Consider the following 25,165-nt stretch of genomic DNA (forward strand, 5'->3'; position numbering starts at 1 on the left):
AGGGTAAACAGGCGTTAAAGGCCTGGATTTGGGACGCTCTACCCCACCCGCTTGAACAGCCAGCCTATGCTCGATCCGCCGGGCAGCGCTTCGCTGGTCACGACCAGTTGCTTTGTCGGATGCGGGCGGCCGTCCGGGTCGACCCACAGGCTGTCCTCCAGCGTCAGCACGCCCGATCCGGTGCGATATTGCCACAGCGCGCCCATGTCGATGCGCAGCAGCGCGGCCTGATTGTCGGCGGTCAGGGTCGGTTCGACACCGGGGGCGAGGTGGAAGCGCAGCAGGACCGGCAGTTTGGCGGGCTTGCGACGGCGTTCGGCGGGGGTGAGCATATCCTCCCCCCGGATTTCCTTGCCATCGCCGCTGACCATCAGCAGGCGGCGGTGGATATAGCCGATGCGGCGGACATAGCCGTCATGCGACAGTTCCACCCGGCTGCCATTGTCCAGTTCCTGCCGGTTCAGTTCGACTTCGGTCACGCCCCGGCCCAGCGTGCCGTCGGGCATCAGCGCGGTGCTGTTGCAATCGTCCAGCACCAGCGTGCTGTGCGCGGCGGTGGTGCGCAGCCCCTGCGCCAGGTCGCGGGGGATCCATGCCCCCTCCAGCCCTGCGCCGCCGCAATTGACGATCAGCCGATGCGGGCCGTCGCTGATTTCGATCGCGCCGGTGGAGGCGCAGCCCGCTTCGGCCAGCCGGGCGACCGGCGGCGGGGCCGCGTCGATCTGCACCACCGTCGCGCCCGCGGCGATCCGTTGATAGCCCCAGTCGCGCGCCTGCCGCAGCGGACGGGCGCGCACACCGCTCGCCTGCACGATGCCCTGCACCGTGGCGGGGGCAATGGCCCCTGCGCCCTGCCAGTTGCCAAGCCCGCCATCGCCATGGGTCAGGCCCAGCAAGGCGGGGACCGCGCGGGCTAGCGCGTCAATCAGCACAGCGGGTCGTGCTTCGCGCCGCACGTCATAGACCGCGCCCAGCATCGTCAGCGCCATGATCGCTTCGACCTGCGCCAGCGGAGATCGCGACACGATGCCGCCATCGGGGTGAAAGCCGGTATCGATGGCGCGGCGCAGCCCGGCCTCGCCGAACAATTTGCGCGCATTGCCGCCGGGGATTAGCATGGAGGCCGCGACGATCGCGCTCCAGGCGACGATGCGGGGCAGGCCCATCGGTGCCTTATCGGCGCTACGATCGAGATGACGGGCGGTGCGGGCGATGCAGTTGAGGACCAGCGAACGATAGACAAGATCGCTAGACGACAGGATCAGCGGCGCATGGGCGGTCCAGAACAGCAGCCGCCAGCCCGCATTGTCGGCGCGCCATGCCGGTTCGCTGGGCGTTTCATGGTGAGTCGCCAGCCATTTGCGCATCACCCCTTCGGCGATCGGCGCGCCCTGTTCGCGCGTGCCGGCCCCGGCCAGATCGCGCAGCCAGGCAAAGCTGTGCAGATGGTCGGCAAAGGCGGGGCCAAGGTCCAGCCGCGCAAAATCGAGCGTATCGAGCGGCTGCTTCTTGCCCCGGAACAGGACATAGCCCGACCGGATCGCCTGCCCGGAGCGCGCATCGCCCGGCACCGCATCGTCCGGCACGGCCAGCAATTTCAGCGGATATTTGCCCTTGAGCTTGCGCCCGTGGATCGGCGTTTTCCAGCTGAGCAGATAGAAATGATTGGCGATTCTCTGCGCCAGCGACAGCCCCTTGTCATCCGCGACGCGGATGAGCCGCTTGCCCTGCTCGATTCCATCGTCGGCCGCCTGCACGTCGGCGTCCGGCGGAGGACCGGGGGAGATGCGCCGGGGCGTGTTCACCCGCCCCGCAACGTCCTGATATTGTCGGCATAGGCAGCCTGCCCGCCCCGGAAGGTGGCGGTGCCAGCGACCAGCACGTCCGCACCCGCCGCAATCGCCTTTGGCGCGGTGGTGAAATCGATCCCGCCATCGACCTGCAAGCGAATGTCGCGCCCGCTCTTGTCGATCATCTTGCGGATCGCCTCGATCTTGCGCAGTTGGTTTTCGATGAAGCTTTGCCCACCAAAACCGGGATTGACGCTCATCACCAGGATGAGGTCGACGTCGTCGATCAGATAATCCAGCATCTTGGCAGGGGTGCCGGGGTTCAGCACCACGCCCGCCTGCACGCCCAGCGACTTGATATACTGGATCGAGCGATGAATGTGCGGACCCGCTTCGGGATGGACGGTCAATATGTCCGCCCCCGCCTGCGCAAAGGCATCCAGATACTGGTCCACCGGCGAGATCATGAGGTGAACGTCGAACGTCTTTTGCGTGTGCGGGCGCAACGCCTTCACCACTGCCGGGCCGATCGTGATATTCGGCACGAAATGGCCGTCCATCACGTCTATATGGATCCAGTCGCAGCCTGCTTCGTCGATGGCGCGCACCTCCTCACCCAGACGGGCGAAGTCGGCGGACAGGATGGAGGGCGAGATGAGAATGGGACGGGTCATTAACCGATCGCCTTAGCCATGGCTTGGCCGTAGGGCAACGGGGATTTGCACCGTCCAGCGATGCGGGCGATTACAGCATTACGAAGATGGTCGGGTCCAGCCTTTTGGAACAGAGCGCGCCATGGGGCAGCAATTGTTTGACCCCGTGCAGGCCCACCACATCGCCCAGATCGTCCAGCACCGGCGCGGCCACCAGTCGCATCGCGCACTGGCCGCCAGCGTCGGCCTGATGAATGTCCACGTCCAGCGTGAACCCGCGCCGATGGCGAATGGCGTAAGTGCGCAACCGCTCCATCGCCAGCCGCGATTCCGGCGCATAGAGCGAGACGGACAAGGCGCGCGGCACCGGAATATGCCGTTCCAGGCCGAATATGTCGTACACCCCCGCCGTCCAGGTCAGGCTGTCATCCTTCAGGTCGCAATGCCACAGGCCCAGCCCCCGTTCCGCCAGCGCCGCATCGTTGCGCGCCAGCGAGGGATCCAGCGCGACGGGGGCCAGATGTTCATGCAGTTCGTACAGCGGCCAGCTATGATGCAGCGGCAAAGGTTCGATCGGACGCACAGCGCACCTTCCAGACGGGGAAAGACCATCCTAAGTGCTTCATGGTTAAGAGTTAGTTCGACCCTTTGGCAAGCCGTGCGATAAAAAATCCGTCCGCGCCGCCGGTATCGGCCAGCGTGTCGGGCAGGGTCCGCAGCCAGCCCTGCGCCGTGGGCGCGATGCCGACGGGCAATTCGTCCACCTGTGCAGGCACAAGCGAGAAATCGGGCCGTGCGGTCAGGAAGCGGGCAAGCTGCTCCTCCCCCTCAGCCTGTTCCAGCGAACAGGTGGCGTAGACGATCCGCCCGCCCGGTTTCAGCCAGTCGGCTGCGCGCGCCAGCAATTCCGTTTGCAGATCGGCAAGGTCAGCGATCTGGCGCGGGCCGATGCGGTACAGCACGTCGGGATGGCGGCGATAAATGCCCGTCGCGGTGCAGGGCGCGTCGAGCAATATCGCATCGACCGGCGCGTCGGGTTCCCAGTTGCGCAGGTCCGCCTGCACCACATCGGCCGACAGGGTGGTGCGGGTCAGGTTTTCCGTCAGGCGCTCCATGCGCTTTTTCGACTGGTCGATGGCGGTGACCTGCCATCCCGCCGCTGCCAGCTGCATCGTCTTGCCACCTGGCGCGGCGCACAGGTCGAGCGCGCTGCGCCCCTCCCCCGCGCCCAGCAACCGCGCCGCGCAGGATGCGGCAATATCCTGCACCCACCACGCGCCATCGGCAAAGCCGGGCAGGTCAGTGATGTTGGCCCCTTCGGGCAGGCGGACATGACCGGGGGCCAGGCTGGTGCCGCCTAGCTGTTCGGCCCAGTGCGCGGTGGCGGCGCTGTCCCGCAGCGACACGTCCACTGGCGGGCGCACGGCATAGGCGCGCGCGGCGGCCTCCACCATCGACGCGCCCCATTGCCCTTCCCAGCGGGCAGCAACTTCGCGCGGCAGGGTCGGCGGATTGGGCAATGCCGGCTGCGCGCGCGTGACTGTGCCGAACACGCCGTGGACCAGCTTGCGCGGGCCGCCATCTACCAGCGGCAGCGCGGTGGCGACCGCGGCATGGGGAGCCGTCCCCAACACCAGCACCTGCACCAGCGCGATGCGCAGCACCATCCGCGCCTTTGCGTCGTCGGGCAGCAATGTTTTCGTCGCGCCGTCGATCAGCGCGTCGAGGTCCGGCAGATGGCGCAGCACTTCGGCAGCGATGGCATGGACCAGCGCGCGGTCGGCCCGGTCGGCCAGCCCCTGACATGCGCCATGCAGCGCGATTTCCAGCGGATCGCCGCGCCGCATGACGGCATCGAGCAATTTGAGCGCAGCCCGGCGCGCGGGCAGGCCGGGGACATCATCGGGACGGGGAGGTTTAGCCATTTGGCTGCGCCTAGTGCATTTCAGGACGATAAAGAAGATGCAAGATCGGCCGGTCGCGGGACAGCGCCCTTGCGCTTGCGCGCGCGCCCGCCCAAATGACGCTTTGCAACAGGCGCGCGGACAATGCGCGCGATTGAAGAAAGGCGGCTTTCATGGGACTTTATAACGGCAAGCGCCCGGCGCATGTCCAGCCGCCCGCGCATCTTTCCAAAAGCCCGCCGGTGCCGCAACCCGACCCGATCGACGCGCCATCGCGGCATCAGGAAGACCTTAGCCCGGTGCGCTATGGCGACTGGGAGCGCAAGGGAATCGCGATTGATTTCTGAACCATAACGGCCCCGACTCCATTCACCGGGGATTTTGCACGCCTGCCGCTGGCCTGTGGCACCCGCACGGGGAGCGCAGTGGCCCCCTATGGTCTTTTCCCCCGCCGCCTGCGCAGCATTGCGCCGAGGGAGAAAAAGAGCGTGGGCGTGCAACTTGTTTCGGACAATCATATGAAAGCGGTGGCGGATTATACGCCGGAGGACGCAGCGCTGCTATGCGCTGTGGGGCGGCTGGTATGCGCCTGGACCATGTTGGAACAAAGCCTGGAGGCCAAGATCGTGCTGTTGCGCGATGCGATGGGCGACGTGCGTACGGTGGGCGCGCGCACCCGGCCGACCATGGCGAAGCTGATGACGGAAATGCGCACGATGGTAGCGATGCGGGACCGGCGCAACGCCGCGGCATTGACCCAGATTGCCGAAATCGAACGCGACATGCAGCGTATCGACCGCTTTCGCGCCTTGATCATTCAGGGATTCCATCATCCCGAACCGGGCGGTTTTACTTGCCGCGATCAAAGAAATGTTCACCAATATGTGACATTGGAAACGCTCAATAGTGAAATAGAGGCACTGGAGGCCGTGGCCAGCCGATTGCTGGCAGTGTGATCTGCCGATCATATCGCTGCCTATCTGCTTGACCTTTTTCGCACGCGCGGCAAACCAGCCTTGAATCTAGGGCAATGGGGTATCAGTCTTGAATAAACCGATTCGCAAAGCCATTTTTCCGGTTGCCGGCCTTGGCACCCGTTTTCTGCCAGCCACCAAATCCGTGCCAAAGGAATTGCTGCCGGTCGTCGACCGTCCGCTGATCCAATATGCGGTCGATGAAGCGCGCGAGGCCGGGATCGAGCAAATGATCTTCGTCACCGGGCGCGGCAAAGGCGCGATCGAGGATTATTTCGACATCGCGTTCGAATGCGAAACCTTGCAGCGTGAGCGCGGCAAGGATCTGTCGGCGCTGGAAGGCACGCGGCTTGCGCCGGGCAATGCGGTATTCCTGCGCCAGCAGGAATCGCTGGGTCTGGGCCATGCCATCTGGGTCGCGCGCGACATTATCGGCGACGAACCTTTCGCCATCCTGCTGCCCGACGAATTCATGAAAGGCACGCCGGGCAATGGCTGCATGAAGCAGATGGTCGACGCCTATAACAAGGTCGGCGGCAATCTGGTCTGCGCGCTGGAAATTCCGATGGAACAGACGCCAAGCTATGGCGTGATCGATCCGGGTGCGCGCGACGGCGTGCTGACGGAAGTGAAGGGGCTGGTCGAAAAGCCTGCCGCCGGGACCGCGCCGTCCAACCTGATCCTGCCGGGCCGCTACATCCTGCAACCCGACGTGATGAAGATATTGGAAACGCAGGAGAAGGGCGCGGGTGGGGAAATCCAGCTGACCGACGCCATGGCGCAGATGATCGGTCGCCAGCCTTTCCATGGCGTGACTTTCGACGGGCGGCGTTTCGATTGTGGATCGAAGGCCGGCTATATCGAAGCCAATCTGGCGCTGGCGCTGGAGCGGGACGATCTTGGCGCGCACATCCGCGCCTTTGCGACGGAAGAACTGGCGCGCTGAGATGCAAAAATCCTCCCCTGCAAGGGGAGGATTTATTGCCGATCAGAACGGCACTTCGTCGTCCAGATCATTGTCGAAATTGGGACCGCCCGCGCCGCCGCGCGCCGCGCCTGAACCACCGCCCGACGAGCGCCCGCCGCCGCCACCAAAGCCGCCGCCGCTGTTACCGCCGCCGAAATCATCATAGCCGCCCGACGAAGCGCCCCAATCGCTGACGCCCTGCTGCGAACGGCCACCGCCGCCGCCGCCCTGACCGCCACCGGGCGCGCCGTCCAGCATCGTCAGGACTGCGCCCGGACCCTGCACCATGACTTCGGTCGAATAGCGGTCATTGCCGCTCTGGTCCTGCCATTTGCGGGTGCGCAACTGGCCCTCGATATAGATTTTCGATCCCTTGCGCAGGAATCGTTCGGCCACGCCGACCAGCCCTTCGCCGCCGATGACGACGGTGTGCCATTCGGTGCGCTCTTTCTTCTCGCCGCTGTTGCGATCTTTCCAGCTTTCGGACGTGGCGATCCGCAAATTGCATATCTTGCCGCCATTCTGGAAGCTCTTGACCTCCGGGTCCGCGCCCAGATTACCGACCAGAATGACTTTGTTGACAGACCCTGCCATGATTCCTCCGAAACCTTTTGAAGCGGCCTCTTATAAGCCCGCAGCGCGCGCCGTCCAGTAAGTCACGCCCGCCGCGACATAGGCCAGCGCGAAGAGATAGCCCAGCATGAACAACGGCCATTTCCAGCCATTGGTTTCGCGCCGCGTGACCGCGATGGTCGAAATGCACTGCGGCGCGAAGATGAACCAGGCAAGGAAGGCCAGCGCAGTGGGCAGCGGCCACTGGTCTTTCAGCCGGTCGCCAAGACTGCGTTCCAACAGCGCTTCGTCGTCGCCCGCGTCGATCGAATAGACCGTGGCAAGCGCGGACACGGCGACTTCGCGCGCCGCCATGGCCGGAATCAGCGCCAGCGAAATGTCGCGGTTGAAACCGATCGGCTCCAATATGACGTTGAGGCCACCGGCGATCCGGCCCGCGATCGAATAATCGACCTGGCTGACCGGGCTGCCGTCCGGCACTTTGGGGAAGGACAGCAGCAGCCACAGGATGACGGTGGAGGCAAAGATGATCGTGCCTGCGCGCTTGAGGAAGGTCACCGCGCGCTGCCACAGGCCCAGCAAAATATCCTGTGGGTGGGGCCATTGATATTTGGGCATTTCCATCAGGAAACCGCCGCTCACCCCCTTGGTCACGGTCATGCGCAGCACGAGCGCGACCAGCATCGCACCGACGATTCCCGCGACATAGAGGCAGAAGAGGACGAAGCCCTGCAAGCCGATGCCGGGGCCAATGTCGCGCGCGGGGATGAACGCGCCGATGATGACGGCATAGACCGGCAGCCGCGCCGAACAGGTCATCAACGGGGCGATCAGGATCGTGGTCAGACGGTCCTTGGGGTCGGCGATGGTGCGAGTCGCCATGATGCCGGGAATGGCGCAGGCGAAGGAGGAGAGGAGCGGAATGAACGCCCGGCCCGACAGGCCGACCTTTGCCATGATGCCATCCATCAGGAAGGCGGCACGGACCATATAGCCGGTCGCTTCCAGCATCAGGATGAAGAAGAACAGGATCAAAATCTGCGGCAGGAACACGATCACCGACCCGACGCCATTGATGACGCCATCGACCAGGAAGGAGCGGACAATGCCGTCGGGCAGCGCTTCGCGGGTGGCGGTAGCGGCTGCTTCGGCCAACCCCTCGATCATCGCGATCGGCGCTTCGGACCAGGCATAGACGGCCTGGAACATCACGAACAACAGCCCCAGCAACAGCGCCAGCCCGAACACAGGATGCAGCGCCACCCGGTCGACCGCAGCGGTCAGGCGGCGCGAGGGGGTTTCGCGCACGATGCCCGCACGCGCGATGCGCCGGGCTTCGGCGCGCAGCGCGTCGAAATCACGTTCCGGCGGCGGGCTATGCACGACATGCGCTGCGCCCAGCATAGCGCCCAGCGCCTCGCGCAGATGATCCAGCCCCCGCTTGCGCACTGCCACGGTGGCGATCACCGGCACGCCCAGTTCGCGCGCCAGCACGGCGGCGTCCAGTTCCAGCCCGTCGCGGGTGGCAAGATCCACCATGTTGAGCGCGACGATGGTCGGCAGGCCCAGCGCGATCAGTTCCAGTGCGAAGCGCAGATGATTGTCCAGATTGGCGGCATCGACCACGATCACCAGCGCGTCGGGCCGTTTTTCGCCTGCCTGCCGCCCCAGCACGACGTCGCGCGTCACCTGTTCGTCCGGGCTGCCGGGGTCCAGGCTGTAGGTGCCGGGCAGGTCGACCAGTTCGACCGGGCAGCCATCGCTCAGCGACAGGCGGCCCGCCTTGCGCTCCACGGTGACGCCGGGATAATTGCCCAGCTTTTGCCGCGCGCCGGTGAGCGCATTGAACAGCGCGCTCTTGCCCGCATTGGGATTGCCGACCAGCGCGACGAGCGGCAGCGCGCTCATGATGCAGCCTCCGGTCCCGTGCGTACCGCGATGGCGGCAGCATGGTTGCGGCGCATGGCGATGGTCATGCGCCCGACCTTGCAGGCGATCGGTCCCCTGCCCCACAGGCCGCCATGGTGCAGCGCTTCGACGCTGGCCCCTTCGCACAGGCCAAATTCACGCAGCCTTTGCCCCTCCGCCGGGGAGAGGGCGGACCAGTCGATGGTGTCGACATAGGCAGGTTGGCGGAGCGGCAAGTCGGTCAGGCGCACGGCAATATATACTCACAGTCAATTGCTGCGAGTGACTATCAATACCGATTGCCAAAGGCCAGCGCGAATCGTGTGACGTTATATTGCGGGGTAGCGCAAGCGTCCGACGAAACGGGCAAGGCTCAGCGTCTCGCCGCCGCCCACGCCCTTGACCTGCGCCTTGAACTTTTCGAAGCGCATCACACCCTCGATCCGCCGGGCCAGGAAAGCGCGTGTGTCGGCATGGCCCTCGCTCTCATCGTCCAGAAACACCAGCAGCGTCGCGGCATAGACCCCGGCCAGCGTCATTCGCTTGGTATAATGGGCCAGGTCCGTGGCGCTATCGCCCGCCGCGCGCCACATCACATCGGCCGCGCGCCAGCCCAGCCGGGCGGCGCGCGCCGTGTTGGTGGGAAAACTCAGGATCGCAATGGCGCGGCGCAGCGCTTCGCGATCGGGAGCCAGCAAAGTGAGCCGCGCCTCGACCAGCGCAATGATCTTTTTGCGGATCGACAGGGTAGCCAGCATTTCGGGCGGCAGCGCGTCGATCATCGCCGCGTCGATGCTGGCGAACCAGGCGTCGATCATGTCCACCGGCCCGTCGGCAAAGGCCAGTTGTGCCACATCGGCGTCCACTTGCCTGTCCGCTGCGGCCATGGCGACCGATTCCTTGCGCCATCCATCGAACGCCGCGTTGCGCGCCAGCGCCGGGGCGAGCAGGGCGCGGATTTCGTCGAGGGTCAGATCCTGTGTCATGCCGCCAATCTAAGAGCGGACAGGCAATCGCACAAGCACCAGCGCAGCGGCCACCGCCGCCGTTCCGGCCATGTCGGTCACGCTCAGCCATTCGCCAAACAGCATCCACCCCAGCACCGCCGACACCGCAGGTTGCAGCAACAGGCTCAACCCCAGCACCAGCGGCGAAAACCAGCCGATCGCATAGGTCAGCAGCCCCTGCCCCACCAACTGGCTCGACAGCGCCAGCACGATCAACGGGGTCCAGTCGCCCGGCATGATCCGTTCGCCCAGCAACAGCGCGTAGGCCAGCAGCGGCGGCGCGCTCGCCACGCTGGACACTGCCAGCACCGACCAACTGTCCAGCCGCCCGCGCGCACCCTGCACGATCAGCAGATAGGCGGTGTAAAGCACGCCCGCGAGCAGGCAGAACAGGTCGCCGCGCAGATAGGCGGGCGACAATTCATAACTGCCCCCCATCATCACCAGCGCACCGATGGTCGCCAGCGCCAGCGCCGCCCCCTGCATCACCGTGGGCCGCTGGCGCAGCACCAGCAAAGCCCAGGCAGGCAGCAACAGCCCGCTCATATTGCCGAACACCGTCGCATTGGCGACTTTGGTATAGAGGATGCCGATATGCCAGGCGGCAAGATCCGCAGCAAAGAACAGACCCGACAGCAGCAGCGCCCACCATTCGCCGCGATTGGGCGGGGTGCGGCGCAGCCCCGGCGCGGCGAGCAACAGCAGGAAGGGCAGCGCCAGCGTCAATCGCCAGAAGGCCGCCGCCACCGGCCCGACATCCGACAGCCGCACCAGCACCGGGCCGAGCGGCAGGATGAGATTAGCCAGGACGAGCGCCGGAAAGGCAAGGCGCGGGATATCTTTCCGCATGTCGGGGGTTGAATGGGCCATCGCGGCTCCCTAGCTGGCTTTGAGCATCAAGTCCCGTTGCATATTGCAACCTTGATCGAAGGAGATTTCATGAGCAGCCTGTTCGATTCCATCCAGATTGGTGACGTTTCCGCGCCCAACCGCATCGTCATGGCACCACTGACCCGTGGCCGCGCGACCCGCGACCATGTGCCGACCCCGATCATGGTCGATTATTATCGCCAGCGCGCGTCGGCGGGCCTGATCATCAGCGAAGCGACCGGCATTTCGCGGCAGGGGCTGGGCTGGCCCTATGCGCCGGGCCTGTGGTCGGACGAGCAAGTGACGGCGTGGCAACCAGTGACGCAGGCGGTGCATGACGCGGGCGGGCGGATCATCGCCCAACTGTGGCATATGGGCCGTCAGGTACATAGCGCGGTGACCGGCGAGCAGCCCGTATCGTCCAGCGCCACCGCCACGGCGGGCGACGCGCACACCTACGAGGGCAAGGCGCCGTTCGAAACCGCCCGGCCACTGAGCGTGGATGAGATTCCCGCGCTGATCGAGACCTATGTCGTGGCCGCGCGCAATGCCATCCGCGCCGGGTTCGACGGGGTGCAGATTCATGCCGCCAATGGCTATCTGATCGACCAGTTCCTGCGCGACAATGCCAATTTCCGCACCGACCAATATGGCGGCAGCGTGGGAAATCGCGTCCGCCTGCTCCGCGAAGTGACGCAGGCCGTGGTCGATGCGATTGGCGCGGACAAGGTATCGGTGCGCCTGTCGCCCAATGGCGATTCGCAGGGTGTGAACGACAGCGACCCCGCGCCGCTGTTCGCCCATGCCGCCGATGTGCTGAACGCGATCGGCATCGCTTCGCTCGAACTGCGCGAACCCGGCCCGGACGGCACGTTCGGCGCGACCGATGTGCCGCGCCTGTCGCCGCTGATCCGCCAGCATTTCAACGGCGTGCTGATCCTGAACAGCGATTATGACAAGGATCGGGCGCAGGCCGATCTGGCCAGTGGCCTGGCCGACGCGATCAGCTTTGGCCGTCCGCTGATGGCCAATCCCGATCTGGTCGAACGGCTGCGCCTCGACGCACCGCTCAACCCGCCGCAGGAAATGGCGACATGGTATGGGCCGGGCGTGGCAGGTTATACGGACTACCCCACGCTGGAACAGGAACGGGCGACGGCGTAACCCGATCAACCCTCCCCTTTTAGGGGAGGTGTCGGGCCGAAGGCCGACGGAGGGGTGTCATGCTATCGATGGGGTGACACCCCTCCACCACCGCTGCGCGGCGGTTCCCCTCCCCTTGCAGGGGAGGATCACTCCAGTCTCTTACGCGCCGAAGCGGTCCCGCAGGGCCAGCATCGCGATGGCCGCCTTGGCCGCTTCGCCGCCCTTGTCCTTTTCGGTCCGCTTCGCGCGAGTCAGTGCCTGCGCTTCATTTTCGACCGTCAAAATGCCGTTGCCGATGGCGATGGCATCCATGCTCAGCGCCATCAGACCGCGTGCGCTTTCGTTCGACACCACTTCGAAATGATAGGTTTCGCCGCGAATGACCACGCCGATGGCAATGAAGCCATCATAGCGGCCGCTTTCCGCCGCCATCGCGATCGCGCCGGGAATCTCCAGCGCGCCCGGCACCGTCACCACCTCATATTTATGCCCCGCATCGTCCAGCGCGGCAGCCGCACCCTCGATCAGCAGGTCGTTGAGATGGTCGTAGAAGCGCGCTTCGACGATCAGGAACTTGGCCATGATATATCCTTTACAGCTCGATCGGACGCTGCCCAACCACGGCCAGGTCATAGCCGTCAAGCGCGATCAGGCTGTGATGGCTGTTGGTCAACAGGATCATGTCATGCACGCCCAGCTCCGCCAATATCTGCGCGCCCGCGCCGTAATTGCGCAATTCGTCCATATCGCCCTGCACGATGCCGGCATGATGATGCAGCATCCGGGTCAGCATGTCGGGTTCGTCGCCGCGCAGGACGACAATGATGCCCGCGCCTTCCTGACCGATGATTTCCATGCTCCTGGCCAGCAATCCGCTGCGCGCGCTTTGCGCCCCGAACGTATCGGACAGCGGCGCCATCTGGTGCATTCGCACCAACGTCGGCTGGTCGGGCGACACATGCCCCTTTTGCAGCACCAGCTGCTCGGTCTGGGTCGCCTTGTTATAGAAGCTCAGCGCCTTCCAGTCGCCGCCCCACTGGCTTTGGAAGGTGGTTTCGGCACGGCGTTCGACGATATGATCGTGACGGCGACGATAGGCGATCAGGTCGCGGATCGTACCGATCTTCATCTTATGCCTGGCGGCAAAGGGGATGAGGTCGTCCAGGCGCGCCATCGTGCCATCGTCCTTCATCACTTCGCAGATCACGCCCGACGGGTTCAGCCCCGCCAGCCGCGCGACATCGACTGCCGCTTCGGTATGGCCGGTCCGCACCAGCACGCCGCCATCCTTGGCCACCAGCGGGAATACATGGCCCGGCGTCACGATGTCCGCCTTGCCCTTCGACCCGTCGATCGCGACGGAAATGGTGCGGGCGCGGTCGGCGGCGCTGATCCCGGTGGTCACGCCTTCGCGCGCCTCGATCGACACGGTGAACGCCGTTTCGTGGCGCGTGCCGTTGTTGCGGCTCATCAGTCCCAGGCCAAGTTCGTCCACCCGCGCCTTGGTCAGCGCCAGGCAGATGAGGCCACGGCCATGCGTCGCCATGAAATTGATCGCGTCCGGGGTCGCCATCTGCGCCGGGATGACCAGATCGCCTTCATTCTCGCGATCCTCGTCATCGACCAGAATGAACATGCGGCCGTTGCGGGCTTCGTTGATGATTTCTTCCGGGCTGGCGAGCGCCGTGCCGCCTTCCCGCTTCAACAGATAGGATTCCAGCTTGCCCAGCGTATCGGCGGTCGGGTTCCAGTCATCCTCTCCCAGTTTGCGCAGCGAATTGGCGTGCAGACCGGCGGCGCGGGCCAAGCCGGATCGGGACATGCCACCATCGGTGACGAGAGTGCGGACGGTATCGAGCAGCGCGGATGACATGGGAAACGACTCCTTCCCCCGAATGGGGCGTGCGCCGTATATCACACTGTGATGTGATTATATCAAGGGGCAATCACATTGCGGGGTCGTGATGCCGTGATTTCCGAGTGGGCGAATGTTCCATTCTCCCTCGCAATCACTTGGTGCGAAGGCTCTGCATCCGGTCGAGATAGCGCGCCAGCACGTCGATTTCCAAATTGAACGCCCGTCCGGCGGGCAGCGCGTCCAGCGTAGTGGCCAGCGCGGTGTGGGGAATGATGTTCAGGCCGAAATGCACGCTGCCATCGGGCTGGTCATCCACGCTGTTCACGGTCAGCGAAATGCCGTCCAGCGTGATCGACCCCTTGGCCGCCAGCGCAGCGGCCAGCGCGGCGGGCGCAGCGATGACCAGGCGGGTCGAATCGCCTTCAGATGTTGCCGACACCAGATGCCCCACGCCATCGACATGGCCAGTGACGATATGCCCGCCCAGTTCATCGCCGACCTTGAGCGCCCGTTCCAGGTTCAGCCGACCCCCTTCGACCCACAGGCCGGGCGCGGTGCGCGCCACGGTTTCCGCCGACAGGTCTGCCGCGAACCAGTCCGCCCCCTTTTCCACCACCGTCAGGCACGCGCCCGAACAGGCGATCGACGCCCCGATCGCGACGGACGCCATGTCATAGCCGCTGCCAATGACGAGGCGCAGGTCGCCGCGCTGTTCGCTGGTGCGGATGGTGCCGATGTCAGTGATGATGCCAGTGAACATGCGTCGAAATCCAAATTTCCGTCCGATATGGGCGAACGGGATGTGTTTGTGGCTGCTCTAAGCGCTCGACACCGCCTCGTAAACCTCCAGCCCGTCAATGCCCAGCCGCCGCTGGTCGATCAACCGCCAGCGGCCATGCGCGGCGGCCAGATCGCCCAGCCCGATGTCGCCGATGCCCGCCAGCCCGGCGCCAATGATGATCGGCGCGCGATAGAGCAGCAGCCGGTCGACAAGCCCTGCGCGCAGGAAAGCCGCCGCCGTTGCCGCGCCGCCCTCCACCAGCAGATGGTCGACTCGGTCGAGCGTGGCAATATCCTGCGGCGCGGCAATCCTCTCCCACCCGTCCGGCGCAGCGTGACGGCTCAGCAGCACGCGGCGCGGCGCACGATCCTGCAACCCCGCGATCCGCACGTCCAGACGCGGCGCATCGGCGCGCAACGTGCCGCCGCCGACCAGTATGGCATCATGCCGCGCCCGTTCCACATGCGCATGGGCGCGCGCGTCCGGCCCGGTTATCCAGCGACTGGTGCCATCGCCCAGCGCGATTCGCCCGTCCAGCGACAGGCCCAGTTTCAGCGTCACATGCGGCCGCCCGCGCGTCTGGCGCAGGACGAAGCCCGCCATCGCCCGCGCCGCGTCATCCGCCATCAGCCCCATTTCCACCGCGATACCCCGGTCGCGCAGCCAGGCTGCGCCCTGCCCGTCGGTGCGGGGATCAGGATCGCGCAGCGCAATCACCACGCGCGCCACCCCCGCCCGCACCAGCAGGTCGGCGCAGCGCGGCCCACGCGGCGAGAGGTGGAAACAGGGTTCCAGCGTGACATAGGCCGTTGCGCCCTGCGCCCGATCCATTGCCTGCTCCAGCGCCTGCGCTTCGGCATGGGGGCGGCCGCCTTTTTGCGTCCAGCCGCGCCCGACCACATGGCCATCCCGCACGATCAGGCAACCGACATTGGGATTGGGCGTGGAAAGGCCGCGCCCGCGCGCCGACAGGGCAATGGCGGCAGCCATATAGCGCCGGTCGTCATGCGACATGCGGGTCGACCCGGATGCGTTCGGCTTTCCGCTCAGGGCTGTTGCGCCCCTTCGGCTGGTTTTGCCCCGGCCACCTGCTCTGCCCCACCGCTCTGCTTCGCCTTGACGAGGCGCGCGTCGAGCAGCGCGTTGATCTGCGTCACCGCTTCCTTGCGCTTGGCATCGTTGCGGGCGGCATCTTCGCGCCATTCGATCCCGACCATGTCGGCGACCTTCTGCATGTCTTTCTGCTTGCGCGAAAGGGCGACTTCGTAGCGGGCCAGATCCATCTTCTGTTGCAGGATGATCGCCGCGTCCGACCGATTCAGATCCCAGCTTTGCACATAGGTGATCTTGTTGCGGGTCGGCATGGTGTTGGTGTTGCCATCGACCACGAACGCCCAGATGATGACATAGGTGATCGCGGCAGACAGGCCCAGCAGCGGCCATTTATGCTGCCGCTGTTCCTTGAAATAGCCCCACAGGTCGCCGACGGCGTGCTTGGGGGAAACGGGACGGGGAAATATCGCCATGCCGCCCCTATAGGACAGTGCGGGCGCGGATGCAAAAATTGTCCATGTCGTTTCCGATCATCGGCGCGCCCTGCCGGGGGCGGGCAAGGGCGCGCCGTCCATCCTATCTGTCGGTCAGCGTGAACCGCACGGTCAGCACCTTGGAAGAAGCCACTGCCACGCCGTCGCGCGTCGCCGCACGGAAACGCCATTTGCGCAGCGCGTGGCGCTGGGTCGCGATCCAGAAACTCTCGTCGCTCGCCGCTATGCGGGCGATGTCGGTCACCTGGCCTTCCGCGCTGATCGACACGCGCACCGTCACTGTCCCTTCCATCTCCTGACGAATCATCGCGCCGGGATAATCGGGCTGGAATGCGGGTAGCGCGCGCGGGTCGATCGCCGCGTCGACCAGGACGGCGGCGCGCGGCGGGTCGGCCGGGGGCAGGATGATGTCAGGACCGGGCTCGACATCCGCGCCGCCCGAATCGGTGCCAGTGACGACAGGATCGCCCATTGGCACCGTCACGACCGGATCGGTCGCGGTCGGCATAGGGTCAGTCGCCCGTGTCCGGCTGGTCGGCTCCGTGACAGGCTCGGTCGGTTCGGGCGGGGGCGCCTTATCCTGCGGCACTGCATAGGTTTCGAACGGGCGCGGCAGCACCGTGTCGATCATTTCCTTGGGGATCAGCAGCCACACACCGATCACCAGCGCATGGACAGCAATCGCGCCGCCGATCCCGACAGGCGATCCGCGCCCGCCGCCATAGCCCGATGGTTCGGCGATGTCCGCCTGCCGCCGCATCCAGCGCCATGCCGTGCCTTGCCGTCCTGTTGCGGCCTGCCCGATCATGGGCTGCCCCTGTGTCGCCTGCATCGCGTTCGTTCGCATCGCTCGACTCCTCTCCCGCCTGTCCGCCTTCGGGCAGTGCATGACATGTTACATCATATTTTTATGATATGTTGCAACATCATTTTTTATCGCCTGCAACAAAGGCGCAGCGTCCCGACATAGGGCGGCAAAGCGCGGGTGCGACATGCCGTGACAGAAGCTGGCCCGGTGCCATATCCTGCCCAGTCGAGGAGTGACGATGCGATTTCCTGTTCCCATGCTGATCGGCGCGCTGATCGTGCCGACGCCCCTGTTCGCGCAACCACCCGCCGGGCATGGCGGTCCGCTGGCGGCCGACAGCGATGGCAATGGCCAGATCAGCCGCGCGGAAATGACCACATGGATCGACGGGCAATTTGGCGGCATGGATTCGGACGGCGATGGCCGCGTGCCGGTGCAGGCGATGCGCCAGATATTGGGCCATGAACGGCAACCACGCGACGCCAGTGCAGCGACAGGCGAAGGCCGGCAATCGCGTGGCCCCGGTGGCGCACCGGGCGGCATGGGCCAAGGCGGCGGCGGCCCCGGTGGCGCTGGCGGCCCACCGCCCGGTGGCCGTCCCCCCGCCGATGCCCAGGCCCGTCGCGCCGAAGCTCCGCCACCCGGTCCGCCCGGCTCCGCGCTGCCATGGCCCGAAGATGGCAATGACGACGGCATGATCGACCATGATGAATTTGCCGCGCCTGCGCTGGCCATGTTTGCGGATATGGACCGCAATGGCGATGGCGTGCTGACCGGCGATGAATTGCCGCCACCCCCGCCGGGCCAGCCGCCCGCGCCAGAATGATTCGATCGGGCCGGGATGCGCCCGGCCTCTTTTATAGGGCCATGTCGATCGCGTGCAGGATCAGGCCGACCAGCCCACCGACCAGCGTGCCGTTGATGCGGATATATTGCAGGTCGCGGCCGACCGCGCTTTCCAGCCGGTTGGTGATCGTCCCCGCGTCCCATCCGCGCACCGTGTCGCTGACCAGCCGCACGATCGCATCGCCATAGCTGGCCGTCGCGCCCACCGCCGCGCGCCGCACGAAGCGGTTGATGACCAGCCGCAAACGCGCATCGTCCAGCAATGTGCCGCCCAGCTGGCGCAGCGCTTCGCCCAACCGCCCGGCCATTGCCTTGCCCGGATCGCGCACCGCACGCAGCAACCCGCCGCGCGCCTGCTCCCACAATCCGTCGATCCACCGCTGCATCGCCGGATTGTCGAGGATTTCGTCGCGGATCTTCGCCGCCTTCGCCTGCATCTCGATGTCATATTGCAGGTCGAAGGCCAGCTTGGCCATCCCCTCCTCCGCCTTCAGGCGCAGGCCATGACCCGGATCGTCGGCCATGTCGGCCAGCATCTTGCGCAGCCCCGACAGGATCGCATTGGCGAGATTTTCGTCCAGCCCCGTCCAGCGCAACACCTTGCCCGCGCGTTCCTGCACCATCTGGCGGATCAGATGTTCATTGGCTTCCAGCGTCTTGTCGGCCCAATGGATGATGCCGTCCATTACCGGGCCATGCCGCCCGTCGCGCATCGCCGCCTCGATCGCCTGCCCCACCAGCGGGCCGACGTTGATGCCGCGCAACCGCTGGCCGATCGCGCCCTTCACCATGCCGCCCAGCCGTTCCTGGTCCAGCGCCTCCAACATGTCGGCGATCAGGCGCGATGCCCCGGCCCGCAACCGCCCGTCACCCGCCGATGGACTGGCCAGAAATCGCCCGGCGGCCGAGGCGACATCCATCGTCCGCATCCGTCGCGCGACGACGGCAGGGGTGAGGAAATTGTCGCGCAGGAAAATCGCCAGCGTGTCGCCGATCCGGTCCTTGTTGCGCGGGATGATGGCGGTGTGCGGGATCGGCAGGCCCAGCGGATGGCGGAACAGCGCCGTGACCGCAAACCAGTCCGCCAGTCCGCCGACCATTGCCGCTTCGGCAAAGGCCTGCACGAAACCGACGGCGGGGTGGAGATGCACGGTCGCCCGCGCGGCGATGAATATCACAGCCATCGCCAGCAGCATGGCCGTAGCGAACATCCGCATCCGCCGGGCGGGATGGGGCAGGCTTTCGCCGATCGACCGGGGGGCGCGAAGCAATGTCATGGCCCCTTAACGGTTACGCGCCCGTTTCGTTCAGGCAAAGCCCAATCACCCGTCTTATTCCGCCGGATGCGGCACGCTTCGCCCTTCGCCGATGTCGTCGCCCTTCTTGTAAGTCAGCAACCCCCGGCCAAGGCGTGGCCCGACCCAGCTTTCGATTGCAATCGCCAGGCTGAACGTCGCCGGCACGATCACCAGCGTCAGCACGGTGGACAACAGCAAGCCGCCGATCACCGTAATGCCCATCGGCGCGCGCCATGCCCCGTCGCCCGACAGCGACAGCGCCGTCGGCACCATGCCCGCGACCATCGCCACGGTCGTCATCACGATCGGCTGGGCGCGTTTATGCCCGGCGTCGATGATCGCCTCGAACTTCGGCACGCCCTTCTCCATCTCCTCCAGCGCGAAGTCGATGACGAGGATGGAGTTTTTGGCGACGATACCCAGCAGCATCAGCAGGCCGATGAACACTGGCATCGACAGCGGTTGCCCCGCGACATGCAGCGCCAATGCCCCGCCCAGCGGCGCCAGCAGCAACGACCCCAGATTGACGAAGGGCGGCATGATTCGCTTATACAGCAGGGTCAGCACCGCCAGCACCAGCAATATACCCGACACCACGGCGACGGCGAAGTTGGTCAGCATTTCCATCTGCCACTTGGCATCGCCCGCGTTGATCTTCTGCACGCCCGGCACCCGGCCTTCATTGATCGCCTTCATCAGCGGCAGGGCGTTCAGCTTGGCTGTCCCCTGGCTGGTGACGATGCCCGGAGCCAGGTCCGCGCCCACGACGATGCGGCGGATCTGGTTGTAACGGCGAATCTGCGTCGGCCCCGCGCCAAAACTGATGTCGGCGACGACCTTCAATGGCACCGTGCCGCCATTCACCGTCGGCACCGGCATATTCTCGATCGTGCCGATGTCCTTGCGGCTGTCCTCCGCAATCGCCACGCGGATCGGAATCTGGCGATCGGACAGAGAGAATTTGGCGCTGTTCTGGTCGATGTCGCCAATCGTCGCGATGCGGATCGACTGGCTGAGCGCGGCTGTCGTCACGCCCATGCTGGCGGCCAGGTCCAGGCGTGGCTTGACGATGATTTCGGGCCTCTGCATGTCGCCCTGCACACGCGGATCGCGCAGTTCGGGGATGCGGGCCATTTCGCCCACCAACTGGTTGGCGATCGCGTCCAGCTTCACCGGATCGTCGGATCCGAACATCAAAATGATGTCACGGCCAAATCCGCCGCCCGACTGCGACTGAAAATTGACCCGTGCGTCGGCAATTGTCTGGAACTGGGGCGCAATCTTGCGTTCCCATTCCACCGACGTCATGGGCCGGTCCTTTTTCAGCGTCAGGAAAATGTCGGCATTGGTGGTTTCGATGTCGGCAAAGGCAGCGTCCACCACCTTGGTATCGGCCGCCAGCATATCGGCCACTCTGCGCGTGATCGCGGTCGTCTGCGCCAATGTGCTGCCCGGCACCGTTTCGATCTTCACCTGGCTGAAATCGGTGTTGGTGACTGGCTGGAACGTCATCGGCAACGTCGCGAACGAAATGATCGTGGCAATGAACGCCAGCGCGCCGAAACCGACCGTCCACATCCGATGGTCGAGGAAGATCGCGGTAAAGCGCCGCCATCCGCCCCGCGCCCGATGGGCGATCGCCTTGCGCTCATCCAGCGACCAGCGCAGCACGCTCATATAGCGGTCCATCAGCCAGCCTTCGCCATGGCTTTCCTCGCCATGGGCCTTGAGGAAATAGGCCGCGATCATCGGGGTGATCAGGCGCGCGACGGCCAGGCTCATCAACACCGACACCACAACGGTCATGCCGAACTGGATGAAGAACTGCCCCGAAATCCCCGGCATCAGGGCAACGGGTAGGAACACTGCGACGATCGCCATGGTGGTCGCCAGCACCGCCAGCCCAATTTCGTCCGCCGCGTCGATCGACGCCTGATAGGCGCTTTTGCCCATGCGCATATGGCGCACGATATTCTCGATCTCCACGATCGCGTCATCGACCAGCACACCGGCCACCAGACTGAGCGCCAGCAGCGAAATGCCGTTGAGCGTGAAGCCCATCATGTCCATGAACCAGAAGGACGGAATAGCCGACAGCGGAATGGCCAGCGCCGAAATCATCGTCGCGCGCCAGTCGCGCAGGAACAGAAACACAATGACGACGGCCAGGACCGCGCCCTCGATCATCGCGGCCATCGCCGAATGATATTGCTCCTTGGTGTAATCGACGCTGGTATAAAGCTGCTTGTAGGTGACCTTGGGGTTTTCCTTGCGCAGCTTGTCCAGCTCCACCATCGCTTCGTCATAGACGGACACGTCGGACGCGCCCTTGGCCTTTTCCAGGCTGAAACTGGTGACTTGCCGCCCGTTCATCAACGCCAGGCTGCGCTGTTCGGCATACATGTCGCGCACCGTTGCAATATCGGCCAGCTTGACCGTGCGCGCGCCGGTGATCGCGATCTGGGTCGCGCCCAGATCCCGCGCGTTGCGGGCGTTGCCCAGCACGCGGATCGATTGTTCCGCTCCGGCAATTTCGGTGCGGCCACCCGCCGCGTTCAAATTCACCTGATTGAGTTGCTGGTTCACCTGCGCCGCAGTGATCCCGAACGCCTGCAATTTCGCGGGGTCCAATATGACGCGAATCTCGCGGCTGACGCCGCCGCCGCGATTGACCGCCGCCATGCCGCTGACGCCCAGCAACCGCTTGGCCACCGTATTATCGACATACCAGGACAATTCCTCCAGCGTCATGTCGGTCGCTTCGGCACTGAAATAGGCGATCGGGCCGCCGTCGATGTCGACGCGGGTAACCTGCGGCTCCAAAATGCCGTCGGGCAAGTCGCTGCGGATCTGGTCGACGGCGTTCTTCACGTCGTTGACCGCGCGATCGACCGGGATGCCGATTTCGAACTGGACGCTGGTGCGTGACGATCCTTCGGACGCGATGGAGGTGATTTCGTCCACCCCGCTGATGCCACGGACGGCGGCCTCGACTCGCTGGGTCACCTGCGTTTCCAGCTCGGTCGGCGCAGCGCCGGGCTGGCTGACGACGACACTGACGACAGGGAAGCTGATGTCGGGATTATTGTTGATGTCCATCCGGCTGAAACTGACCAGCCCCGCCAGCAACAATGCAGCGAACATCACCAGCGGCGTCACCGGGTTGCGGATCGCCCATGCGGACATATTGCGAAAACTCATGACTGGCTTTCCCTCACCGGACGTCCTGCCGCCCCCGTCTGTTCAATGGATGGCGCGCACCGTTCCCGGCGACGCGCCATCGGCTACCGGGCCTTCAACAGCTCCGGCTTGACCTTCTGCCCCGGCGTCAGAAACGCGCCGGCCGATGTCACGATCTTTTCCGTGCCGGCAATCCCGCCGGTCACCGCGACGCCCGCATCGGACACCTGACCGACCGTCACGTCACGCCGTTCAACCATATTCTTGCCATTGACGACATAGACATAGCTGCCCTTGGGGTCGCTTTGCACCGCCGATTCCGGCAGCAGGGGCGCGCTGCCAGACCCGCTGGTGATCGTTACAGCCGCAAAACCGCCGGGCCGGATCGCCGCATGATAGGGAACCGCGATACGCGCGATGCCCTGCCGCGTCTGCGGATCGACCACGGGCGACACTTGCCACACGCGCCCGGCATATTGGTCCTTGCCACCGACCGGGATGACCGTGGCGCTGTTCCCGACGCGCAGCGTAGGCAGGTCGCCCTCCGCCACCTGCGCCAGCAATTCCATTTCGCCATCCTTGGCCATGCGGAACAGCACGCCGCTGCCCGAACCCACAATCTGCCCCGGCTCGACCGCGCGGGTCAGCACCAGGCCCGACGCGGGCGCACGAATGTCCAGCCGCCCGGTGCGGGCGCGCTGTTCGGCCAGCTGGGCGATGGCGACACTGACGCGCGCATTGGCGGCGTCACGGGTCGCAGTCCGCTGATCAATATCGGCAGCGCTGATGAAGCCGCGCCCGACCAGCGCCTTGGCCCGGTCCAGCTGCGCCTGCGCCAGCTTGGCATCGGCGCGGGCGACCTCTACCTGCGCGGCGAGCGAGCGGACCTGCTCCACCTGCACCGACCGTTCGATCACGGCCAGAACCTGTCCGGCGCGCACCCAGTCGCCCGGTTGCACCAATACTCTGGCCACCATGCCGCCTTCGCCGACCACGCCCACCGGCATGTCGACCCGCGCGCCAAGCGATCCGGTCGCGGTCACGGTGCGCGATACGACCGACTGGCCGGGGCTGGTGACGGTCACGACCGGCACCTGCGCGGCCGGGGCCGCCGCCGGGGCATCGCCACCGCGCATGGAAATCCACGCGGCAACGGCGACCAGCACCACCGCCACGCCGCCTCCGATCAGCAACAGGCGCTTGCGCCCCGCCCGCCGATCATCCGCGTCGATTGCGACCGCCGAGTCGCCCACAAATTGGGTTTCGTAATTCATGCCGCTTCCATCTCTCCGGCGCTTCGCCATTCAGCGACTGTGTTATATGAATATAGCACCTGCCTCAACCCCCAATATCATGGCCGCCGGGGCAAGGGCAAAGCGATAATGCGTTGTTGTGGGACGGTGGAAAGCAGCGGGCCATTCGTTGGGCCGGGGGATGGCTTGCCAAAGTCAGCGGACTGTGGCGCTATGCACCACAAGCTCGGAAAAGTGCGGGATGTGGGAGAGGAACGCGCCATGGACTTGCTGGGATGGATCCTCGTTGGCCTGATCGCGGGCGCGATCGCCAAACTGATCATGCCGGGGCGCGACCCTGGCGGATGTATCGTCACGATCCTGCTGGGCATCGCCGGGGCGCTGCTGGCCGGATTCGTCGGGCGGCTGGGCGGCCTGTATGCGCCGGGCGAACGGGCCGGCTTCATTGCCGCCATATTGGGGTCGACCGCGGTTCTGGCGTTATATCGCTGGTTCGCCGCACGGCGCTGATGCGTTAATACCGCATCGGCCCAAACAGCAAAAAAGGCCGCGCTCCCTGTAGAAGCGCGGCCTTTTGCCGGTGTCAGTATCGCTGCGTTATCGCACCGAACCGCGACGAACCAGATTGACGATCGCCAGCAGGACGATCGCACCGACCAGCGACACCAGGAAGCTGGTGAGCGTCAGGCCCGCATTGTTGATCGAACCGCCGCTGAAGATCAGGCCGCCGATGAAAGCGCCCACGATGCCGACGACGATGTTGAGCAGGATGCCCTGCTGCGCGTCGGTGCGCATGACCATGCTGGCGAGCCAGCCAATGATACCGCCGACGACAAGCCACAAAATGATGCCCATGATATACTCCTTGACCTTGACCACGCCCACAGCGGGTTGTGTGCTGCTGGATCAACGGAGGAAGGCGCATGTCGTTCCATCGCGTAAAAATGATTCCGGTCGGGAAACCATCCCCGTCCCGCGTCGTTACAAGGCGTTTTTGTGCCGTTTCAACGCAAAGGGGCCGCCGGATGCGCATCCGGCGGCCCCTTTCATGTCACGCGACGGGTTTGCCCCATGCGCACGCCATCCTCAATATTTCTGCTGCCGCTCGTAAAGCGACTTGTAATATTGGATGCGCGTGACGCGCAGGCCGTGCATACCCGAACGGTCGACCGCACGCTGCCAGCCGGCAAATTCCTCCAGCGTCAGGTTGTAGCGGGCGCATACCTCGTCCACGGTCAGCAGCCCGCCATTGACGGCAGCCACCACTTCGGCTTTGCGCCGCACCACCCAGCGGGTCGTATCCGCAGGCGGCAGGCTGTCCAGCGTCAGCGGCTCCCCCAGCGGCCCGACGACCTGCGCGGGCCGTATTTTCTGGTTCTCGATCATTATAACCCTCAAAAAAGCGGCACTGGCGTTATCGAATATTGTCGTGAAACCCCTTATGCGCGTCAGCCCTGAAGAACGGCTAAAGCGCCACGGTAAACACGACCTTCATCATTTTTGCCCCACAGCTAGACGGCTCGCGATCAACGGATTAAAGCTTCCTGCGAGACGAACGGCTCCGATCACGCCGCCGGAACGTGGCGCGAACATGTCGGCCAGTTCCTGAACCCAGTCTTCACTTCCATCCTGCCCCCGCAGGATGCCCGCCATGGCTTTTGCGGTCGGACTGGCCGCCTGCTCGGCCGCGCAAGCGGCCCGCAGGAACAGCCAGACCGGCACACGTCCGCCGCTGACAGGTTGGGCGCTGGCGGGTTTCAGCCCGCCTGCCCGAAGAAAACTCAGGTCCATGGACAGGCTTC

The 25,165-nt window shown here is 65.2% G+C and carries 27 protein-coding genes; 6 read left to right on the forward strand and 21 right to left on the reverse strand.

Annotated elements, in window-relative coordinates; genetic code table 11:
* Positions 1–38: 38 nt before the first annotated feature.
* The 4 genes from SPBM01_RS11400 to SPBM01_RS11415 form a co-directional block, all read right to left on the reverse strand.
* Positions 39–1,805 carry a heparinase II/III family protein gene (locus tag SPBM01_RS11400; RefSeq protein WP_188061943.1) on the reverse strand — a complete coding sequence of 589 codons (1,767 nt, stop codon included), beginning with the start codon at positions 1,803–1,805 and terminating at the stop codon, positions 39–41.
* Positions 1,802–2,464, reverse strand: coding sequence for a ribulose-phosphate 3-epimerase (rpe, locus tag SPBM01_RS11405; protein ID WP_188061944.1), 663 nt, complete (start codon positions 2,462–2,464; stop codon positions 1,802–1,804). The genes SPBM01_RS11400 and rpe overlap by 4 nt, the downstream gene beginning before the upstream one ends.
* Positions 2,465–2,534: 70 nt before the next feature.
* Complete coding sequence (locus SPBM01_RS11410; protein ID WP_188061945.1) at positions 2,535–3,026, reverse strand: diguanylate cyclase; 492 nt, start codon at positions 3,024–3,026, stop codon at positions 2,535–2,537.
* Positions 3,027–3,078: 52 nt separating this feature from the next.
* Positions 3,079–4,368, reverse strand: a complete 1,290-nt coding sequence (locus SPBM01_RS11415; protein WP_188061946.1) for an RsmB/NOP family class I SAM-dependent RNA methyltransferase — start codon at positions 4,366–4,368, stop codon at positions 3,079–3,081.
* 152 nt (positions 4,369–4,520) lie between these two features.
* On the opposite strand from SPBM01_RS11415, the gene SPBM01_RS11420 reads away from it, so the two are divergent.
* From SPBM01_RS11420 to SPBM01_RS11430, 3 genes are all read left to right on the forward strand, one after another.
* Positions 4,521–4,694 carry a DUF1674 domain-containing protein gene (locus tag SPBM01_RS11420; protein ID WP_188061947.1) on the forward strand — a complete coding sequence of 58 codons (174 nt, stop codon included), beginning with the start codon at positions 4,521–4,523 and terminating at the stop codon, positions 4,692–4,694.
* 171 nt (positions 4,695–4,865) lie between these two features.
* Complete coding sequence (locus SPBM01_RS11425) at positions 4,866–5,303, forward strand: hypothetical protein (protein WP_188065679.1); 438 nt, start codon at positions 4,866–4,868, stop codon at positions 5,301–5,303.
* 88 nt (positions 5,304–5,391) lie between these two features.
* Positions 5,392–6,267, forward strand: a complete 876-nt coding sequence (locus tag SPBM01_RS11430) for a UTP--glucose-1-phosphate uridylyltransferase (RefSeq protein ID WP_188061948.1) — start codon at positions 5,392–5,394, stop codon at positions 6,265–6,267.
* Between the two features lie 42 nt (positions 6,268–6,309).
* Here SPBM01_RS11430 and ssb read toward each other — a convergent pair whose 3' ends face one another.
* The 5 genes from ssb to SPBM01_RS11455 form a co-directional block, all read right to left on the reverse strand.
* Positions 6,310–6,882, reverse strand: coding sequence for a single-stranded DNA-binding protein (gene ssb, locus SPBM01_RS11435; RefSeq protein WP_188061949.1), 573 nt, complete (start codon positions 6,880–6,882; stop codon positions 6,310–6,312).
* 30 nt (positions 6,883–6,912) lie between these two features.
* A complete protein-coding gene (feoB, locus tag SPBM01_RS11440; RefSeq protein WP_188061950.1) occupies positions 6,913–8,769 on the reverse strand; it encodes a ferrous iron transporter B in 1,857 nt (618 codons plus the stop codon).
* Positions 8,766–9,020: a ferrous iron transport protein A gene (locus SPBM01_RS11445; protein ID WP_188061951.1), complete on the reverse strand. Its 255-nt coding sequence runs from the start codon at positions 9,018–9,020 to the stop codon at positions 8,766–8,768. The genes feoB and SPBM01_RS11445 overlap by 4 nt, the downstream gene beginning before the upstream one ends.
* Positions 9,021–9,098: 78 nt before the next feature.
* Positions 9,099–9,755 (reverse strand): COQ9 family protein, encoded by a 657-nt coding sequence (locus SPBM01_RS11450; protein ID WP_188061952.1) that lies wholly within the window; start codon positions 9,753–9,755, stop codon positions 9,099–9,101.
* A 9-nt stretch (positions 9,756–9,764) separates the two neighbouring features.
* A complete protein-coding gene (locus SPBM01_RS11455; RefSeq protein ID WP_188061953.1) occupies positions 9,765–10,646 on the reverse strand; it encodes a DMT family transporter in 882 nt (293 codons plus the stop codon).
* A gap of 69 nt (positions 10,647–10,715) precedes the next feature.
* On the opposite strand from SPBM01_RS11455, the gene SPBM01_RS11460 reads away from it, so the two are divergent.
* Entirely contained in the window at positions 10,716–11,810 is a 1,095-nt protein-coding gene (locus SPBM01_RS11460) for an alkene reductase (protein ID WP_188061954.1), read from the forward strand.
* A gap of 141 nt (positions 11,811–11,951) precedes the next feature.
* Here the strand turns inward: SPBM01_RS11460 and ribH are convergent, their stop codons facing one another.
* The 6 genes from ribH to SPBM01_RS11490 all read right to left on the reverse strand — a co-directional run bounded on the left by ribH (position 11,952) and on the right by SPBM01_RS11490 (position 16,738).
* On the reverse strand, positions 11,952–12,374 hold the full coding sequence (gene ribH / locus SPBM01_RS11465; protein WP_188061955.1) for a 6,7-dimethyl-8-ribityllumazine synthase: 423 nt from the start codon (positions 12,372–12,374) through the stop codon (positions 11,952–11,954).
* A 10-nt stretch (positions 12,375–12,384) separates the two neighbouring features.
* Positions 12,385–13,665, reverse strand: a complete 1,281-nt coding sequence (gene ribB, locus SPBM01_RS11470; protein ID WP_188061956.1) for a 3,4-dihydroxy-2-butanone-4-phosphate synthase — start codon at positions 13,663–13,665, stop codon at positions 12,385–12,387.
* Positions 13,666–13,801: 136 nt separating this feature from the next.
* A complete protein-coding gene (locus SPBM01_RS11475; protein WP_188061957.1) occupies positions 13,802–14,410 on the reverse strand; it encodes a riboflavin synthase in 609 nt (202 codons plus the stop codon).
* A gap of 57 nt (positions 14,411–14,467) precedes the next feature.
* Positions 14,468–15,421 carry a bifunctional diaminohydroxyphosphoribosylaminopyrimidine deaminase/5-amino-6-(5-phosphoribosylamino)uracil reductase RibD gene (gene ribD / locus SPBM01_RS11480; protein ID WP_188065680.1) on the reverse strand — a complete coding sequence of 318 codons (954 nt, stop codon included), beginning with the start codon at positions 15,419–15,421 and terminating at the stop codon, positions 14,468–14,470.
* A gap of 56 nt (positions 15,422–15,477) precedes the next feature.
* The gene (locus SPBM01_RS11485; RefSeq protein ID WP_188061958.1) at positions 15,478–15,957 is read right to left on the reverse strand and encodes a hypothetical protein; all 480 of its coding nucleotides are present in this window, start codon (positions 15,955–15,957) and stop codon (positions 15,478–15,480) included.
* Positions 15,958–16,060: 103 nt separating this feature from the next.
* Positions 16,061–16,738 (reverse strand): energy transducer TonB, encoded by a 678-nt coding sequence (locus SPBM01_RS11490; protein ID WP_262504434.1) that lies wholly within the window; start codon positions 16,736–16,738, stop codon positions 16,061–16,063.
* A 286-nt stretch (positions 16,739–17,024) separates the two neighbouring features.
* Here SPBM01_RS11490 and SPBM01_RS11495 point away from each other — a divergent pair, with 286 nt between their 5' ends.
* Positions 17,025–17,612 (forward strand): hypothetical protein, encoded by a 588-nt coding sequence (locus tag SPBM01_RS11495; protein ID WP_188061960.1) that lies wholly within the window; start codon positions 17,025–17,027, stop codon positions 17,610–17,612.
* 31 nt (positions 17,613–17,643) lie between these two features.
* Here the strand turns inward: SPBM01_RS11495 and SPBM01_RS11500 are convergent, their stop codons facing one another.
* The 3 genes from SPBM01_RS11500 to SPBM01_RS11510 form a co-directional block, all read right to left on the reverse strand.
* Positions 17,644–18,909 carry a DUF445 domain-containing protein gene (locus SPBM01_RS11500; protein ID WP_188061961.1) on the reverse strand — a complete coding sequence of 422 codons (1,266 nt, stop codon included), beginning with the start codon at positions 18,907–18,909 and terminating at the stop codon, positions 17,644–17,646.
* 54 nt (positions 18,910–18,963) lie between these two features.
* Positions 18,964–22,131, reverse strand: coding sequence for an efflux RND transporter permease subunit (locus SPBM01_RS11505; protein WP_188061962.1), 3,168 nt, complete (start codon positions 22,129–22,131; stop codon positions 18,964–18,966).
* Between the two features lie 83 nt (positions 22,132–22,214).
* Positions 22,215–23,384 (reverse strand): efflux RND transporter periplasmic adaptor subunit, encoded by a 1,170-nt coding sequence (locus SPBM01_RS11510; RefSeq protein WP_188061963.1) that lies wholly within the window; start codon positions 23,382–23,384, stop codon positions 22,215–22,217.
* A gap of 240 nt (positions 23,385–23,624) precedes the next feature.
* Here SPBM01_RS11510 and SPBM01_RS11515 point away from each other — a divergent pair, with 240 nt between their 5' ends.
* Positions 23,625–23,873: a GlsB/YeaQ/YmgE family stress response membrane protein gene (locus SPBM01_RS11515; RefSeq protein WP_188061964.1), complete on the forward strand. Its 249-nt coding sequence runs from the start codon at positions 23,625–23,627 to the stop codon at positions 23,871–23,873.
* Positions 23,874–23,960: 87 nt separating this feature from the next.
* Here SPBM01_RS11515 and SPBM01_RS11520 read toward each other — a convergent pair whose 3' ends face one another.
* From SPBM01_RS11520 to SPBM01_RS11530, 3 genes are all read right to left on the reverse strand, one after another.
* Positions 23,961–24,218: a GlsB/YeaQ/YmgE family stress response membrane protein gene (locus tag SPBM01_RS11520; RefSeq protein WP_188061965.1), complete on the reverse strand. Its 258-nt coding sequence runs from the start codon at positions 24,216–24,218 to the stop codon at positions 23,961–23,963.
* A gap of 231 nt (positions 24,219–24,449) precedes the next feature.
* Positions 24,450–24,749: a DUF1153 domain-containing protein gene (locus tag SPBM01_RS11525; RefSeq protein WP_188061966.1), complete on the reverse strand. Its 300-nt coding sequence runs from the start codon at positions 24,747–24,749 to the stop codon at positions 24,450–24,452.
* Positions 24,750–24,857: 108 nt separating this feature from the next.
* Positions 24,858–25,154 carry a hypothetical protein gene (locus SPBM01_RS11530; RefSeq protein ID WP_188061967.1) on the reverse strand — a complete coding sequence of 99 codons (297 nt, stop codon included), beginning with the start codon at positions 25,152–25,154 and terminating at the stop codon, positions 24,858–24,860.
* Between the last annotated feature and the right edge of the window lie 11 nt (positions 25,155–25,165).

The sequence above is a fragment of the Sphingobium sp. KCTC 72723 genome (genome assembly GCF_014280435.1).
Taxonomy (GTDB): Bacteria; Pseudomonadota; Alphaproteobacteria; order Sphingomonadales; family Sphingomonadaceae; genus Sphingobium.

What these genes read in the sequence shown, in the direction of transcription:
- SPBM01_RS11510 (WP_188061963.1), bottom strand. Translation starts at nt 23,384, where the DNA reads ATGAATTACGAAACCCAATTTGTGGGCGACTCGGCGGTCGCAATCGAC.
- SPBM01_RS11420 (WP_188061947.1), top strand. Translation starts at nt 4,521, where the DNA reads ATGGGACTTTATAACGGCAAGCGCCCGGCGCATGTCCAGCCGCCCGCG.
- SPBM01_RS11520 (WP_188061965.1), bottom strand. Translation starts at nt 24,218, where the DNA reads ATGGGCATCATTTTGTGGCTTGTCGTCGGCGGTATCATTGGCTGGCTC.
- SPBM01_RS11460 (WP_188061954.1), top strand. Translation starts at nt 10,716, where the DNA reads ATGAGCAGCCTGTTCGATTCCATCCAGATTGGTGACGTTTCCGCGCCC.
- SPBM01_RS11490 (WP_262504434.1), bottom strand. Translation starts at nt 16,738, where the DNA reads ATGCGGCGGCAGGCGGACATCGCCGAACCATCGGGCTATGGCGGCGGG.
- SPBM01_RS11450 (WP_188061952.1), bottom strand. Translation starts at nt 9,755, where the DNA reads ATGACACAGGATCTGACCCTCGACGAAATCCGCGCCCTGCTCGCCCCG.
- SPBM01_RS11505 (WP_188061962.1), bottom strand. Translation starts at nt 22,131, where the DNA reads ATGAGTTTTCGCAATATGTCCGCATGGGCGATCCGCAACCCGGTGACG.
- SPBM01_RS11425 (WP_188065679.1), top strand. Translation starts at nt 4,866, where the DNA reads ATGAAAGCGGTGGCGGATTATACGCCGGAGGACGCAGCGCTGCTATGC.
- SPBM01_RS11515 (WP_188061964.1), top strand. Translation starts at nt 23,625, where the DNA reads ATGGACTTGCTGGGATGGATCCTCGTTGGCCTGATCGCGGGCGCGATC.
- SPBM01_RS11455 (WP_188061953.1), bottom strand. Translation starts at nt 10,646, where the DNA reads ATGGCCCATTCAACCCCCGACATGCGGAAAGATATCCCGCGCCTTGCC.
- SPBM01_RS11475 (WP_188061957.1), bottom strand. Translation starts at nt 14,410, where the DNA reads ATGTTCACTGGCATCATCACTGACATCGGCACCATCCGCACCAGCGAA.
- ribD (WP_188065680.1), bottom strand. Translation starts at nt 15,421, where the DNA reads ATGGCTGCCGCCATTGCCCTGTCGGCGCGCGGGCGCGGCCTTTCCACG.
- ssb (WP_188061949.1), bottom strand. Translation starts at nt 6,882, where the DNA reads ATGGCAGGGTCTGTCAACAAAGTCATTCTGGTCGGTAATCTGGGCGCG.
- rpe (WP_188061944.1), bottom strand. Translation starts at nt 2,464, where the DNA reads ATGACCCGTCCCATTCTCATCTCGCCCTCCATCCTGTCCGCCGACTTC.
- ribH (WP_188061955.1), bottom strand. Translation starts at nt 12,374, where the DNA reads ATGGCCAAGTTCCTGATCGTCGAAGCGCGCTTCTACGACCATCTCAAC.
- SPBM01_RS11415 (WP_188061946.1), bottom strand. Translation starts at nt 4,368, where the DNA reads ATGGCTAAACCTCCCCGTCCCGATGATGTCCCCGGCCTGCCCGCGCGC.
- SPBM01_RS11530 (WP_188061967.1), bottom strand. Translation starts at nt 25,154, where the DNA reads ATGGACCTGAGTTTTCTTCGGGCAGGCGGGCTGAAACCCGCCAGCGCC.
- SPBM01_RS11500 (WP_188061961.1), bottom strand. Translation starts at nt 18,909, where the DNA reads ATGACATTGCTTCGCGCCCCCCGGTCGATCGGCGAAAGCCTGCCCCAT.
- SPBM01_RS11485 (WP_188061958.1), bottom strand. Translation starts at nt 15,957, where the DNA reads ATGGCGATATTTCCCCGTCCCGTTTCCCCCAAGCACGCCGTCGGCGAC.
- SPBM01_RS11525 (WP_188061966.1), bottom strand. Translation starts at nt 24,749, where the DNA reads ATGATCGAGAACCAGAAAATACGGCCCGCGCAGGTCGTCGGGCCGCTG.
- SPBM01_RS11495 (WP_188061960.1), top strand. Translation starts at nt 17,025, where the DNA reads ATGCGATTTCCTGTTCCCATGCTGATCGGCGCGCTGATCGTGCCGACG.
- feoB (WP_188061950.1), bottom strand. Translation starts at nt 8,769, where the DNA reads ATGAGCGCGCTGCCGCTCGTCGCGCTGGTCGGCAATCCCAATGCGGGC.
- ribB (WP_188061956.1), bottom strand. Translation starts at nt 13,665, where the DNA reads ATGTCATCCGCGCTGCTCGATACCGTCCGCACTCTCGTCACCGATGGT.